Origin of the sequence: Rhizobium sp. BK098, assembly GCF_014193155.1 — a bacterium.
Classification (GTDB): domain Bacteria; phylum Pseudomonadota; class Alphaproteobacteria; order Rhizobiales; family Rhizobiaceae; genus Rhizobium.
Genome location: NZ_JACHYY010000007.1, coordinates 281,636 through 295,024 on the forward strand (window position 1 = coordinate 281,636; position 13,389 = coordinate 295,024).

At 58.5% G+C, this 13,389-nt stretch carries 15 protein-coding genes and 1 riboswitch; of the genes, 6 read left to right on the forward strand and 9 right to left on the reverse strand.

Features of this window, described 5'->3' with window-relative positions; all coding sequences use genetic code 11:
• Positions 1 to 5 precede the first annotated feature (5 nt).
• The 6 genes from nrdE to FHT73_RS19710 all read right to left on the reverse strand — a co-directional run bounded on the left by nrdE (position 6) and on the right by FHT73_RS19710 (position 5,627).
• Complete coding sequence (nrdE, locus tag FHT73_RS19685) at positions 6 to 2,216, reverse strand: class 1b ribonucleoside-diphosphate reductase subunit alpha (protein ID WP_183714065.1); 2,211 nt, start codon at positions 2,214 to 2,216, stop codon at positions 6 to 8.
• Positions 2,204 to 2,599 (reverse strand): class Ib ribonucleoside-diphosphate reductase assembly flavoprotein NrdI, encoded by a 396-nt coding sequence (gene nrdI, locus FHT73_RS19690; RefSeq protein WP_112398515.1) that lies wholly within the window; start codon positions 2,597 to 2,599, stop codon positions 2,204 to 2,206. The genes nrdE and nrdI overlap by 13 nt, the downstream gene beginning before the upstream one ends.
• 11 nt (positions 2,600 to 2,610) lie before the next feature.
• A complete protein-coding gene (nrdH, locus tag FHT73_RS19695; protein ID WP_112603918.1) occupies positions 2,611 to 2,832 on the reverse strand; it encodes a glutaredoxin-like protein NrdH in 222 nt (73 codons plus the stop codon).
• Between the two features lie 248 nt (positions 2,833 to 3,080).
• Positions 3,081 to 3,299, reverse strand: a riboswitch (cobalamin riboswitch).
• A gap of 121 nt (positions 3,300 to 3,420) precedes the next feature.
• A complete protein-coding gene (locus tag FHT73_RS19700) occupies positions 3,421 to 4,518 on the reverse strand; it encodes an FUSC family protein (protein ID WP_112603920.1) in 1,098 nt (365 codons plus the stop codon).
• A 224-nt stretch (positions 4,519 to 4,742) separates the two neighbouring features.
• Positions 4,743 to 5,285 carry a DUF1269 domain-containing protein gene (locus FHT73_RS19705; RefSeq protein ID WP_112603922.1) on the reverse strand — a complete coding sequence of 181 codons (543 nt, stop codon included), beginning with the start codon at positions 5,283 to 5,285 and terminating at the stop codon, positions 4,743 to 4,745.
• 51 nt (positions 5,286 to 5,336) lie between these two features.
• Complete coding sequence (locus tag FHT73_RS19710; RefSeq protein ID WP_112603924.1) at positions 5,337 to 5,627, reverse strand: hypothetical protein; 291 nt, start codon at positions 5,625 to 5,627, stop codon at positions 5,337 to 5,339.
• Between the two features lie 281 nt (positions 5,628 to 5,908).
• On the opposite strand from FHT73_RS19710, the gene FHT73_RS19715 reads away from it, so the two are divergent.
• Both FHT73_RS19715 and FHT73_RS19720 read left to right on the forward strand, forming a co-directional pair.
• Positions 5,909 to 6,175, forward strand: coding sequence for a hypothetical protein (locus FHT73_RS19715; protein ID WP_246712158.1), 267 nt, complete (start codon positions 5,909 to 5,911; stop codon positions 6,173 to 6,175).
• A gap of 63 nt (positions 6,176 to 6,238) precedes the next feature.
• The gene (locus FHT73_RS19720) at positions 6,239 to 6,718 is read left to right on the forward strand and encodes a pyridoxamine 5'-phosphate oxidase family protein (RefSeq protein ID WP_112603926.1); all 480 of its coding nucleotides are present in this window, start codon (positions 6,239 to 6,241) and stop codon (positions 6,716 to 6,718) included.
• A gap of 74 nt (positions 6,719 to 6,792) precedes the next feature.
• On the opposite strand, the gene FHT73_RS19725 is transcribed toward FHT73_RS19720, so the two are convergent.
• Positions 6,793 to 7,017 (reverse strand): hypothetical protein, encoded by a 225-nt coding sequence (locus FHT73_RS19725; protein WP_112337328.1) that lies wholly within the window; start codon positions 7,015 to 7,017, stop codon positions 6,793 to 6,795.
• Positions 7,018 to 7,590: 573 nt separating this feature from the next.
• Between FHT73_RS19725 and FHT73_RS19730 the strand changes: the two genes are divergently transcribed.
• Positions 7,591 to 8,394: a putative nucleotide-diphospho-sugar transferase gene (locus tag FHT73_RS19730; RefSeq protein WP_112603928.1), complete on the forward strand. Its 804-nt coding sequence runs from the start codon at positions 7,591 to 7,593 to the stop codon at positions 8,392 to 8,394.
• Position 8,395: 1 nt separating this feature from the next.
• Here the strand turns inward: FHT73_RS19730 and FHT73_RS19735 are convergent, their stop codons facing one another.
• A complete protein-coding gene (locus tag FHT73_RS19735) occupies positions 8,396 to 9,325 on the reverse strand; it encodes a phytanoyl-CoA dioxygenase family protein (protein ID WP_246712157.1) in 930 nt (309 codons plus the stop codon).
• 97 nt (positions 9,326 to 9,422) lie between these two features.
• Here FHT73_RS19735 and FHT73_RS19740 point away from each other — a divergent pair, with 97 nt between their 5' ends.
• Complete coding sequence (locus FHT73_RS19740) at positions 9,423 to 10,250, forward strand: AraC family transcriptional regulator (protein ID WP_348648145.1); 828 nt, start codon at positions 9,423 to 9,425, stop codon at positions 10,248 to 10,250.
• 42 nt (positions 10,251 to 10,292) lie between these two features.
• Here the strand turns inward: FHT73_RS19740 and FHT73_RS19745 are convergent, their stop codons facing one another.
• On the reverse strand, positions 10,293 to 11,186 hold the full coding sequence (locus FHT73_RS19745) for a helix-turn-helix domain-containing protein (protein WP_112603932.1): 894 nt from the start codon (positions 11,184 to 11,186) through the stop codon (positions 10,293 to 10,295).
• A gap of 95 nt (positions 11,187 to 11,281) precedes the next feature.
• Between FHT73_RS19745 and FHT73_RS19750 the strand changes: the two genes are divergently transcribed.
• Together FHT73_RS19750 and FHT73_RS19755 are read left to right on the forward strand one after the other, a co-directional pair.
• Positions 11,282 to 12,844, forward strand: coding sequence for a 4-hydroxyphenylacetate 3-hydroxylase N-terminal domain-containing protein (locus FHT73_RS19750; protein WP_112603934.1), 1,563 nt, complete (start codon positions 11,282 to 11,284; stop codon positions 12,842 to 12,844).
• 10 nt (positions 12,845 to 12,854) lie between these two features.
• Positions 12,855 to 13,367, forward strand: coding sequence for a flavin reductase (locus tag FHT73_RS19755; protein ID WP_112603936.1), 513 nt, complete (start codon positions 12,855 to 12,857; stop codon positions 13,365 to 13,367).
• Positions 13,368 to 13,389 lie beyond the last annotated feature (22 nt).

The following is a 13,389-nucleotide window of genomic DNA, read 5'->3' on the forward strand; positions in this document are numbered from 1 at the left end:
AAGGTTCAGAGCGTGCAGGAAACGCAGCCCTGAACCTGCGTGCCTTCGAGCGCCATCTGGCGAAGCCGGATGTAGTATATGGTTTTGATGCCCTTCTTCCAGGCATAGATCTGCGCCTTGTTGATATCGCGTGTGGTCGCGGTGTCGCGGAAGAACAGCGTGAGCGACAAGCCCTGGTCGACATGCTGGGTCGCGGCCGCATAGGTGTCGATGATCTTTTCCGGACCGATTTCGTAGGCGTCCTGGTAGTAATCGAGATTGTCGTTCGTCATAAAGGCAGCCGGGTAGTAGACGCGGCCAATCTTGCCTTCCTTGCGGATCTCGATCTTGGAGACGATCGGGTGGATCGAAGAGGTCGAGTGGTTGATATAGGAGATCGAGCCCGTCGGCGGCACGGCCTGCAGGTTCTGGTTATAGAGCCCGCCTTCCATCACGGCTTTCTTGAGTTCCAGCCAATCTTCCTGGGTCGGAACGGCAATGCCGGCCTTTTCGAAGATTTCCGCGACACGCTCGGTCGCAGGCTTCCATTCCTGGTTCGTATATTTGTCGAAATATTCGCCGGAGGCGTATTTCGAATTCTCGAAGCCCTTGAAGCTCTGGCCTCGCTCGACCGCAAGCAGGTTCGAGCCGCGAATGGCGTGGTAGGTCACCGTATAGAAATAGATATTGGTGAAATCGACGCCCTCTTCCGAACCGTAGAAAATGCGCTCGCGGGCGAGATAGCCGTGCAGGTTCATCTGGCCGAGACCGATGGCATGGCTCTCGTCATTGCCCTTTTCGATCGAGGGTACGGAGGAGATATGGCTCATGTCGGAGACAGCCGTCAGCGCGCGGATCGACATTTCGATCGTCTTGCCGAAATCCGGGCTGTCCATCGCGGCTGCGATGTTGAGCGAGCCGAGATTGCAGGAGATGTCCTTGCCCATATGCTTGTAGGACAGATCGTCGTTGTATTCACTAGCTTCGCTGACTTGCAGGATTTCCGAGCAGAGATTGCTCATGGTGATGCGGCCGGCAACTGGATTGGCGCGGTTCACCGTGTCTTCGAACATGATGTAGGGGTAGCCGCTCTCGAACTGGATTTCGGCGATCACCTGGAAGAATTCGCGCGCCTTGATCTTCTTCTTGCGGATGCGGCTGTCGCCCACCATCTCGCGATACTTCTCCGTCACCGAAATCTCGGTAAACGGCACGCCGTAGACGCGCTCCACATCATAGGGCGAGAAGAGATACATGTCCTCGTTGTTCTTCGCGAGCTCGAAGGTGATGTCGGGAATGACCACGCCGAGCGACAGCGTCTTGATGCGGATCTTCTCGTCGGCATTTTCGCGCTTGGTATCGAGGAAGCGCATGATGTCGGGATGGTGAGCGTTCAGGTAGACGGCGCCCGCCCCTTGCCGCGCCCCAAGCTGGTTGGCGTAGGAGAAGGAGTCTTCCAGCAGCTTCATGACGGGAATGATGCCGGACGACTGGTTCTCGATGTGCTTGATCGGCGCACCGGCCTCACGGATGTTGGTGAGCGATAGCGCCACGCCTCCGCCGCGTTTCGAAAGCTGCAGAGCCGAGTTAATGGCGCGGCCAATCGATTCCATATTGTCTTCGACACGCAGCAGGAAGCAGGAGACCAGCTCTCCGCGCTGCTTCTTGCCGGCATTGAGGAAGGTCGGCGTTGCCGGCTGGAACCGGCCGGAGATGATCTCGTCGACCAGATCGCGGGCAAGTTGCTCGCTGCCCTGCGCCAGCGTCAGCGCGACCATGCAGATGCGGTCTTCATAACGCTCGAGATAACGTTTTCCGTCGAAGGTCTTCAGCGTGTAGCTGGTGTAGTATTTGAAGGCGCCGAGGAAAGTCGGGAAACGGAACTTCTTCGCATAGGCGTGATCGAAGAGATCGCGCACGAAATTGAAGGAATATTGGTCGAGCACCTCCTGCTCATAATAACCTTCCGTCACCAGATAATCGAGCTTTTCCCTAAGGTTATGGAAAAAGACCGTGTTCTGGTTAACGTGCTGCAGGAAGTATTGCTTCGCCGCCATGCGATCCTTGTCGAGCTGGATTTTTCCGTGCTCGTCATAGAGGTTCAGCATGGCGTTCAGGGCGTGATAATCCAACGCCGTCTCCGGGGCCTTTGCCGGGCGGTCATTCGCGGGAGCAGGAAAAGTGCTCTGCGTTTTTTCGCCGGCATCTCGCGACAAAGAAGAGCTTAGCGTGTCCAAAATCGTTCCAATCCGTGTCTGACATTGGCGACATCCTCATCTGTGCCCAGAAGTTCGAACCGATAGAGATACGGTACCTGGCATTTGGCAGAGATGATGTCGCCGGCGATCCCATAGGTCGCGCCGAAGTTGCTGTTGCCCGCGGCGATGACCCCGCGGATGTTCGAACGGTTGCCCGCATCGTTGAGGAAGCGGATCACCTGCTTGGGCACGGCCCCCTTGCCGCCTTCGCCGCAATAGGTCGGGACGATCAGGACGTAGGGCGAGGTCGCACGAAACTCGTCGCCCGCGGCAAGCGGGATACGAGCAGCCGGCAATGCGAGCTTGACAACGAAGCGATGGGTATTTTCCGACCGGCTGGAGAAATAGACGATCTCGCCCACGGCCCGGATCCTTAAGCGAGGGTGCTGATCATGTCGGGACGGAAGCCGGCCCAATGCAGTTTACCGGCGACAACAACCGGAACCTGACGATAGCCGAGACCTTGCACCAGCTCATAGGCGGCGGCATCGGTCGATACGTCGACGATGGTGTAGTCGATGCCTTGGCGATCAAGCGCGCGGGTGGTTGCCGTGCACTGGACACAGGCGGGTTTGCTGTAGACGGTAATGCTCATGAGGTATCCTCGTATGGATGGGCACAGAAAATCGCTCGGGCATCGGATGATGCCCGCTCGGCGGGTGAAAAGTGGACGTAAGGCTAGCCGGCGGCCGGACGCATTTCAGCGGCCGTCATTCGCGCGGGCGACTATGAATACTCAATAACATGGACTTCACCCCGAAGTTATTCATGCGGGGTCTTCAAGGAAGCGATGACGGCGATCCTGCCGCATGAACCATCGCTCGCCAGTCGGACACCCCGCCCGTGGACGTTGTTGCTCAAGGCAGGTCTCCTGGCTCGCGGGTCATAACATTCGTCCTGTCTTCCCAAGACACAAGGCCTCAGTGACGTCATCAAACGAATGCTCGCCGCTCACAGTTGCGGGGGCAGCTCCGGCTTGGCAATCGTCATGCTCGCCGACCGGATTCCCATCTTAGCCTCCAATCCTTGCGAATCAGAAGAACCTCGAACACTATATATAGTATCCTCGGTTAAAATTGCGTCAACTGCTTCGACAGCCTCAATCAGATTTCCATGTTGATGGATGTCGACCATCGCACCCAACGCAGAGACTTGGGACTGGCCAAAAACAGGCTGGAGCCTTTCAATTGACGTTGCTTTCGCGGATGCGGTCGGCGAGATCGAGAAAATTCTGGCGCATGCGTCGCAATGTGAAATCGAGACCGAACAACCGGCCCGTTTCGCTAAATCCCATCGATTGGGCAGCCTCGGAAGTCTGAAGAGTGCTGAACGCGGCGTCGAAAGCCGCGTCGCCTGCCGAAAGCACATCCGGATCGATTTCGCCACCGGCACGCAACGCCCGGCCGCATGCCTCCGCAAAACGGGCCTGTGCCTCCAGCATTCCGCCTGCCTGCGGCCCGATCGCCTCGACAATCGCCGGCGGGAAAGGTGTTTCCACGATGTGGCTGAGATAGGTCATGTCGTTGCGGATGCGCCAGAGCGAACGGGGAATGGCCTCCGAAATTCCCTGTCGTGTCAGCCAGAAGGCGCGCTCGCGCTGCGCGTCGCTCAAAAGCGCTTCTGTCGCCATCAAGGACTGACGCAGGGCGATATTTGCCTCGGTGGCCGATACCGGCTCCCCCTTTTCGACGCCGGCTGCGAGCCTTCGCAAGATCTGCGCCATGACATCGAGTGCCGACCCGAAGCGATCCAAAACCATGGTCCGCGAGCGCGTCGGCAGGATGAACAGGCTGGCGAGCACGCCGACGACACCGCCCAGGGTAATTTCGGCGATGCGATCGATCACGAAAATCTCGACGGGAACGGCGGCGGAATGTGTCAGCATGACGATCGCGGCCGTCAGTCCGGCATTGCGCAGACGAGGCACGCGCACCGCCACGAAACTTGAAACGCCGACGACGCAGATCAGGGCAATGCCAATCGCAAGCGGCTGCTGCGGCGTGACGAATACCGCAATACCTCCGAGCACGGCGCCAGCGACTGTCGCAACCAGCCGGTCGAAAGCCGCTCCGGCGGTCGCGCCCACCGACGCCTGCATGACGATCAGTACCGTGAAGACGGCCCAATAGCCCTGCTGGAGATGAAGATGCTGTGAAATGGCATAGGTGATCGTGCACGCGATCATAACCCTTAGCGCCTGCAGCGCCGCGCGTTTGGTCTGAATCAGCGATGTCTTGGGTTTTGACGGCGGCTGGCTTTGACGAATTACAGGATCGGTCATCGCGCAAGTTTTCGCCTGGAAACGTGTGCTGACAATGGCCGTCCGGGGCTTGCCCTCTCCCTGCTGCCGCTAGTGAATGACCGCATGACCTACAATGGCAGTATTTGCGCGATTAGGGAAGGCGCGCAGGTAATGCGAGCGCGCCGTTCAATCCTTGAGCCACCGTGCTTCCTGGACGAAAGCACGGCCTCCGCCGACAACAGGAGTAGAGATCGGATTTACGTTCAGACGGTGGCGGAAGCCTCGGACGTCGGTGAGGTCTCGTCGACAAGCACCTGGCGCAGCCGCGCCTCCTGCTCGGGCGACAGCGAGGTGCGCAGCAGCCGCGCATGCTCGCCCTTGAATTCGGCAAGCACCTTTTCCGGTTGAACCTTGCGGATCAGGAGGAAAAGCGCGGAACTCTTCGCCGGAATGGTTTCGGCCAGACGCTTCATAAGATCGTCGTCGATACCGTAATCGGCCATCGATCCGGCAAGAGCGCCGGAGCCGGCACCGATTGCACCGCCGACGACGAGCCCAGCAAGAGGATTGAGGAAAAGCAGACCAACGAGCGAACCCCAGAGAGCGCCCGAAAGACCACCGCTTGCGGCGCCTGCCGCCGTGAGATTGACACTCTGTTTCAGACGAACCTTTCCGGATTCATCACGAACGGCGATGACGGCATCCTCCAGATCGATCAGATATTCTTTTTCGAGCTGAACGAGCCGGTTCAGGACAGCGTCCGCTTTGTCTGCATCATCGAAACCAAGCACAATAAGTTCTGACATCGAAATCCTCCGGGTCGTGTTGTCGAAACGTGAAATGAGGCGTGAGGCCCCTTAGTGAACAGCCGTACTGACCAATCGGTAAGGATGAGTAGCATTGAACTGCGAGATCATTGCGACAGCCTGTTGCAAAAGCCGTTCGGCATTTTCCGGATCGTCGCGGGCAAGCTCATCTGCATTGACGCGGATCGCTTCGGCCATATTGGTGGAAAGAATGGCGAATTGCTTGTTGCCTTCGACGAGGGCCTCGCGTGCATTGCCTTCCAACGTCTTCGCAACATCGATGAGAATTTCCTCGCGCTCTTCGACGCTGAGTTCTTCGATGGTTTTTGTTCTTTCTTCCATTTTGGTCACTCCTGACAGACGTGATTGTGACCGAGCTCATAAAGCCTCGGCTGCCACTCACTTAGGAAGACGCAAATTCGGGTTCAAGGTTCCATTCCGCCCAACCTTCCGGCTTCCATCGACAAAGGAAATCGGTGTTTGCCTCGCGAGTACGGAACAATGAGCGCGCCGCGCGGTTTGACCGACATGGCCGATCGCCCCCGCACCACGGAAGGCTCTCTGCCGCGCCATTTTCAAAAATGACGCGAGACTTCGCGGACCAGACGAACAGGATGAGCGAAATGACAGACATGCGACGCGACAATGGCAACGCGAAGACCGAGCATGACGCGACCCGCAATCGCGCCGGATCGGTTCCCGCCGACCAGACCAAAGGTGAGATCGATGCGGCGTCGGAACACGTCAAAGAGCGCGCTCCTGACGACGTGCCTAATATCGAAGCGGAAAAAGAAGCCGTCCGCCAGCATGGCGACGCCTTCGTCGTGAAGAGCGACCTCGACGATGCGGACCAGCGTGAAGCCGCACCGGGCACTCGCGAACAGCCGTAGGCCCCTTCATCGGATGATCTCAGCTCAACTCCCTCTCTTTGCAATCGAAACCAGGAGACAGCCATGACGGACACCGACGACAACGCCCGCGTTTGGGAGCTGGTCGACAAGATCGGCTTTTGCATGCTGACCACGCAAATATCCGGAAGCCTGCGCGCTCGGCCGATGGCCGCTCATCCCGAACCGATCGAAAACGCGATCTATTTCCTGACGGATGTCGCGGGCCACAAGGATGAGGAGATCGCGCGCTGGCCGAATGTCTGCCTCGCCTTCGCCGACACCCGGGGTCAAAAATATGTTTCGATATCCGGGACAGCTGAAGTCGGCAACGACCGCGAACGCGTCAAGGATCTCTGGTCCACAGGCGCCAGAGCGTGGTGGGACAGTGCCGACGATCCCTCGATCCGCGTTTTGAAGGTAACGCCTGTTTTCGCCGAATACTGGGATAGCCCCGGCAGCATCATCAGCTACATCAAGATGGCGGCGGCTGCAGTCTCGAATTCGAGACCCGACATGGGTGACAATGCGAAGGTCGAGCTTTAAGAATATTAGAGCCTGCAGCCATGCCGCATATAGGTGGCGGCATGGCTAGCATCGGGCCTTGAAAACGCCAATTGCTACTCTTCCCATTCCTCGTCGTCGGCGGAAAGCAGCTCCACCAGCGCAGCGACCTTACCGGCCGGCAGATGGCGGCCCTCGCCGATCAAAGCCTCATCGCTGTTGACCCAAGCCCATGCCTCGGACAGGTCCGTCGGCGTTGCGCCTGTCGCAACGATATCGGCGATAAGGGTCTCGTCGACAGGGCCGAGTACGGCGGTGACGTCTTGCGAGGTCAATGTCATGTCCTGCTCCTCTTCCTGTTTGTCAGACCATGAACATCCCTGAAATATAGAAACGCGAGGATCAACTTCCACCCGCAACCAAGCTGCGGGGACATAAAGTATTTCCGTTAAATAATTGAAATATCTAGATAAACACCTTCATTTCCAGCAAAAGAAAATCTTGCCGAGATGAACTGTGTCCAGGCTCAACGGCTTTCTACGAAAAGCAAGGGGAGCGGTCTTGAACTGCTCAGAATGTTGGGCCGGCTGCGCCGCTCTTCAGCGTGAAATAAGCAAAGGCTGCTACGAAAAACGCAATGACGGCCAGGATCGCCAACAAACGCTTGAGCCAGGGAGGCGTTTGTCTCGGCGGTTTCGGCTTCGGACGACGTTCAAACTTGATGACATTATCGGACATGACAATCGATTAGCGAAGATCAAACGGTTTGCCAATCCGGTACGGACGTCACCGGTGTGACGTTTCCGAAATTGGCCAGACTAAATGCTCCATTCATCCAAACTCTCAATCTTGTCCGCAACGCTTCGTGGTGGCGGATATTCGATTGAAGCTCATAAACCCCCGAAGGTGCCTTCTTGAATATCCTCAATAAAATTCGCCCGTGGAGCCCGCAGCAACGCGCATTGATTGTCCCCTTCCCGGCAAAACAGGATCTGGCCGAACGCAAATCCACGACCACCAGCGCCGACGGCCCGATTGTGGCGTTTTTCACTGAGGGCAGTTTTTACGAACAGGAAAAGGAGCGTATGGCCCATTCGGCCGAGCGGATCGGGCTGAAGGTCTATGCAACGGCAGTGCCCAGCGCCGGCAGCTGGGTATTGAATGCCGGGCTGAAACCGGGTTTCCTGCTTCAGGAAAGAGCAAGGCTGCGCGGGCCTTTGCTCTACGTCGACGTCGACGCCGTCTTCCACCGCAATCCCTGGCCGGAGCTTCGTAAACTCGAATGCGACATTGCCGTCTATTATGAAGGCGATGAGCGCCTTATCAGCGCGACCATTCTTATCAACGATACGCCTGGCGCGGCGCAACTCATCGAGCGCTGGCGGGAAGGATGCCTTGCCAAGCCCGACGTGTGGGATCAGGTCGTTCTGGAGGAAATCATCACCGAGGATGCGGCAAGCGCGAAGCCGCAATTCAAGGTGGCGAAATTGCCTGCCTCCTTCTGCTGGATATTCGACCGGGTCGAAAATGGGTCTGTCGGCGAAGTCTTCATCGAGCAGCTACAGGCAAGCCGCGAGGCGACCAAGCGCAAACGCTGGTTTGGCCGCATCGGCAAACGGCTCAAGCGCCGTCGTGATCGTGTCGAGGAAATCGAACGCGTGCTAAAGGATGACAATTGGAGCACGCTTCGAACGAGCCTACAACAGGATCAAACCTGAATCACAGCATGTCGCCGAGCGTCCAGTGATTGTTCCATCGCGCATCGATCTCGTCCTCGACATTCTGATAGCGAATATCTGTGGAAAGGCGCAGTCTGCGCTGCCCGTCCTGGTTGGTGGTCGAGGCGTGGATCATGAATGGTGAATGGAGCATGACGTCGCCTGCCTCATAGTCGGCGACCAGCCAGCGCGTATTGAAGCGTTCCGCCATGTCGGGCAGATCCTTCGAGACCCAGCCACCCTCCGTCATGTTTCGATTATAGGCGCTAACGCGTTCCTCAGGACTGAGATCCTTGTTCTTTTCGCTGAACTCGCGCTCCATCCGGGCACCGATGACATGCGATCCTTCCAAATAGGTCAGCCCGCCCATTTCGACGGGGATATCGCCGATCGGTATCCAGGCCGTGACGATCCGGCTGGTGCCGCCGCGAAGATAGACCAGATCGTAGTGGGCTGGTGTCGCCGTCGTCGTTCCCGGCCGGACGTGGCGCATGATCTTGCGCTTATGCAGATAAGAGATGCCCGAGAGGAATTCGTCCATGAAGCGCGAAAGGCGCGGCTGGGCGCAAAAGCCCTCATAGGCGACCGAGCGCACGAGCGACATCAGGCAACGATCGACATCCCGGCATTCCGGCGCTAAAGCAGACGATATTCCATGCCTCGGGTCCGTTCCCGCCTCGATCAGCCCAGTCTTCGCCATGTGACCGAAGACCCAGCCGCGAAAATCGATCACGTCCTTGCGCGGCAGAAACCCCTTGAGCCACACATAGCCGTTCTCCTCGTAAAGCCGGCGGACTGCCTCGACACCGATGCTCGGATCGGTCGGGGTGAGATAACCGAGCCGATGGGACGCAGTGGAGAGAACCTTTCCATTGGCAACAAGGTTGAGTACACTCTTGTCGGAGAGAATGCTCTGCATGGGAATCGACATTTCACTCGCCTATGGTTTGAATTGATTGCCCATTGAATCTAGCTGCCAGCGATGGTTCACTACATGGACGAAAGTGATACTGGACTTTTCGCTCACCGTGAAACCGGCAACACATGCCATCTACCGCTCACCACTTGCAGCCGCCGGAGGACTGTCGATCACTGGCAGCGGCAGGCAGCACGCCATGCATGCTGTAACCGCGCGGAAGCTGCCGAACTATGCGGTGGTTCTCGTCGAGAGCGGCCAGGGCTTTCTCGAAACGGATGCCGGCGACCGCAGAAGCGTGAAGGGCCCGGCGGTCTTCTGGCTCTTCCCGAACCGCCAGCACTCTTACGGTCCCGATGCGCAAGGCTGGAGCGAGCGATGGGCGCTTTTCGAAGGCTCTCTCGTGCGCGACTTTCTGCGCCTTCGCCTCATCAGCGAGCAGAATCCGCTCATTACCCTGCGTAATCTCGACAGCGTGCAGCGTCTCTTCGGCACGATCCAAGACGATCTCATCGAGGATACCAACCTGTCGAGAGCCGCTGCCGCCTCCGCTCTTCATCAGATCGTCATTCTGGCTGCGCGGCAGGCGAGCCAGGCCACTCCCTCCCCTCAGCAAGGCTCGGATATCGGCGAAATAATCGAGGCGCTTCGCCAAAGAGCAACAGAAGCCCTCGACATGGCAGCTTTTGCAGCCGAATACGGCATGTCGCCCGCTACACTGCGCCGAAAAGTCACGGCGGAAGTCGGGCTACCGCCGAAGGGCTTTCAGCTTCGTGTGCGCATGGACCGCGCCAAGGAGTTGCTGACGATGACGGACGACAAGATCGAGATCATCGCCTCAAAAGTCGGATTCGATGATCCGTTCTACTTCTCTCGGCTATTCCATGAGCGCGAAAATTGCACACCCCGCGAGTTTCGTGCCCGCTATCGGCGAAGCTGATCGATCAAGATAGGTCGAACACGTCGCAACGACCGGCCCTTATTACGCCGCATGGTTACCCGATGGCTCCCGCTCCAAATTCCGGCGCCGCCAGGCCGCCGGCGCCTCCCCCACCCGTTTGCGGAAAAAGCGTGAGAAATAGGCGGGATCTTCAAAGCCCACCTCGCGGCCGATATCCTCGACGGAGCGGATGGTGAACATCAGCAGACGCTTGGCTTCCAGCAGCCGCCGGTCCAAAAGCATCTCCTTGACGCTGTGCCCGAACACCTCGCGCGCCGCCTTATCGAGCAGATGCGGCGTCGTGGCGAGCAGGTCGACATAGTTGCCGACCGGCCAATCGCTCTTGTAATGCCGGTCGATGGCGCTGCGCAGCGCGAGCGCCAGCGCCACGGTCGGCGAAGCCGATGGAAATGCCGCGTTGCCGCCGAGCCTGTTCATCAGCGACAGCACGACGCCGATCAGCCCCAGCATGACCTTTTCGCTCAGGCCGCCGCGCTCGCGATACTCGGCGCTGACCATTTGCAGCAGCGTTTCGATCTTTTGCCAGGAAGGATCGTCCGGCCGCGCCGTCAGAAAGGTCGGCACATCGAGGCTGAGATCCACCTGGGGTGCCAACGCCTTCAACGTGTCGTCCGATATAGAGACGACGATGGCGTCAGATTGATCGTCGACCTCGAATCCGTGAATGATGTTGCTCGGCACGAAGCTGATCGTCGGAGCGGAAAAATTCCAAGTTCGGTCCTCGACCCGGTAGCGCCCGCCCCCCTTGTACCAATAGGTGATTTGGCCCATCAGCGGATGTTTGTGCGGCGCCACATGCCCGAAATGCAGCGTTTTTCGGTCCATGACCGTTTCCACATGCAGGAATCCGACATCGAGCGCCCGGCTCGGCACGCCATAGACAAAGAAATTCGGAATCTCGTTCTTCTGCGACATGCCGGAAAAAGTACCAGCGAATTGCCCCCTTTGTCCATGGCCGGACCGGCGCGCCGGACGTAGCATTGCTCATGATCTCAAGGGAGGAATACGAGATGCGAGCTGAAGATCACCGCAGCGACAAGACCCGCCCATTTACCGGCACCGAATATCTGGAAAGCCTGCGCGACGGCCGCGAAGTCTATATCAATGGCGAGCGCATCGCCGATGTGACTGCTCATCCAGCCATGCGCAATTCCGTCCGCTCGCTCGCCCGCATGTACGACGCGCTGCACGACGAAAAGACCAAGGATCGTCTGACATCCCCGACCGATACCGGTTCAGGCGGCTATACCCACAAATACTTCCGGGTGGCAAAATCCTCAGCCGAGCTTGTCGCCCAGCAAGGCGCCATTGCCGATTGGGCCCGCATGTCCTATGGCTGGATGGGTCGCACCGCCGATTACAAAGCGGCCCTCATGAACACACTCGGCGCCAATGCCGACTGGTACGGTCCATTCAAGGACAATGCGCTTTCCTGGCATAAGCGGGCGCAGGAATCCGTGCTCTTCATGAACCACGCGATCGTCAATCCGCCGATCGACCGTCACAAGCCTGCCGATGCCGTTAAGGACGTTTTCGTCCACATCACCAAGGAAACCGATGCCGGCATCTACGTTTCCGGTGCCAAGGTCGTAGCGACGTCTTCGGCGTTGACTCACTATAATTTCCTTGCCCAGAGCTCGGCGACCGTCACGGAAGACCCGTCTCTGTCAGTTATGTTCATCGTTCCGATGAATGCGCCCGGGATCAAGATGTTCTGCCGCGTCTCCTACGAGCAGACCGCCAATACTGTGGGACATCCCTTCGACTATCCGCTGTCTTCTCGCTTTGACGAGAACGACGCGATCCTGGTGCTTGATAATGTCTTCGTGCCTTGGGAGGACGTGCTCGTGCTGCGCGACGCGGCAAAGATCCTCTCCTTCCACCCGGCCTCGGGCTTCATGCACGGTTACTGCTTCCAAGGCTGCACGCGTTTCGCCGTGAAGCTCGACTTCATTGCCGGACTGCTCGCCAAGGCGCTGCGCGCGACCGGCGGCGATGCCTTCCGCGGCAATCAGGCGGCGCTCGGCGAAATCATCGCGCTTCGCCACATGTTCTGGTCGTTTTCCAACGCCATGGCCTATAATCCGCAACCTTGGGCCAATGGCGCTGTATTGCCGAACATGGAAGCCGCGCTCTCCTACCGCACCTTCATGTCGGAGGCCTATCCGCGCGTCATCGAAACCGTACGCAGGGTCATCGCTTCGGGGCTAATCTACTTGCCTTCCTCGGCCAAGGACTTCGGCAATCCGGAGATCGACCGCTACCTCGCGCAATATGTGCGCGGTTCCAACGACATGGGTCATATCGAGCGCATCAAGATCATGAAGCTGCTCTGGGACGCCACAGGCACCGAATTCGGCGGACGCCACGCCCTTTACGAACTTAACTACGCCGGCGCGCCGGAGGAAGTTCGCCTGCAGGTGCTAAAGGGCGCCGAGCGTGGTGGCCGGTTGAAGGAGATGGAAGCGCTCGTCGATCAGTGCATGAGCGATTACGACGAAAACGGCTGGACCGGAGATACGTGGCTGCCGCCGCTGAGTGATACCTCCCCTGCCCGCAACGCCGCCGAGTGAGGACGTTGCCATGGAGGAGCAACTCTCGAAAACCGAATTTCGCAACGCCATGGCTCGGGTCTGCGCTCCGGTGAACGTCATCACCACCAACGGCCCTGCCGGCCGCGGCGGCTTTACTGCGACCGCCATGTGCAGCGTCACCGACGAACCGCCGACGCTACTGGTCTGCATGAACAGTCGCTCGGCGCAGACCTCCCTCTTCCTGGAAAATCGTCGCTTCTGCGTCAATGTCCTGACGCAGGAGCACAAGGAACTGGCCGGCTATTTCGCCGGCCAACGCGCCGACATGGAGGAACGCTATGCCGCGGCGGAATGGATCAACTTTCGTTCCGGCAGCCAGGCGCTTTCCGATGCCATCGTCTCCTTCGATTGCCGCCTGACCGAAGCGCGCCTGGTCGGCACGCACCATATCTTCATCGGTGAAGTCATGGATATTCGCAGCCGCAAGGACGGACATGCGCTGCTCTATTTCGACCGCAACTATGTGCATGTGCCGACCCAGACGGGCAGCTTCGGCGGCTAGGAGCCGCATGGATGGCTGGCGT

Coding starts and splice junctions, on each gene's coding strand:
- nrdH (WP_112603918.1), bottom strand. CDS start 2,832: ATGAGCATTACCGTCTACAGCAAACCCGCCTGTGTCCAGTGCACGGCA.
- FHT73_RS19700 (WP_112603920.1), bottom strand. CDS start 4,518: ATGACCGATCCTGTAATTCGTCAAAGCCAGCCGCCGTCAAAACCCAAG.
- FHT73_RS19705 (WP_112603922.1), bottom strand. CDS start 5,285: ATGTCAGAACTTATTGTGCTTGGTTTCGATGATGCAGACAAAGCGGAC.
- FHT73_RS19710 (WP_112603924.1), bottom strand. CDS start 5,627: ATGGAAGAAAGAACAAAAACCATCGAAGAACTCAGCGTCGAAGAGCGC.
- FHT73_RS19715 (WP_246712158.1), top strand. CDS start 5,909: ATGACAGACATGCGACGCGACAATGGCAACGCGAAGACCGAGCATGAC.
- FHT73_RS19720 (WP_112603926.1), top strand. CDS start 6,239: ATGACGGACACCGACGACAACGCCCGCGTTTGGGAGCTGGTCGACAAG.
- FHT73_RS19725 (WP_112337328.1), bottom strand. CDS start 7,017: ATGACATTGACCTCGCAAGACGTCACCGCCGTACTCGGCCCTGTCGAC.
- FHT73_RS19735 (WP_246712157.1), bottom strand. CDS start 9,325: ATGTCGATTCCCATGCAGAGCATTCTCTCCGACAAGAGTGTACTCAAC.
- FHT73_RS19745 (WP_112603932.1), bottom strand. CDS start 11,186: ATGTCGCAGAAGAACGAGATTCCGAATTTCTTTGTCTATGGCGTGCCG.
- FHT73_RS19750 (WP_112603934.1), top strand. CDS start 11,282: ATGCGAGCTGAAGATCACCGCAGCGACAAGACCCGCCCATTTACCGGC.
- FHT73_RS19755 (WP_112603936.1), top strand. CDS start 12,855: ATGGAGGAGCAACTCTCGAAAACCGAATTTCGCAACGCCATGGCTCGG.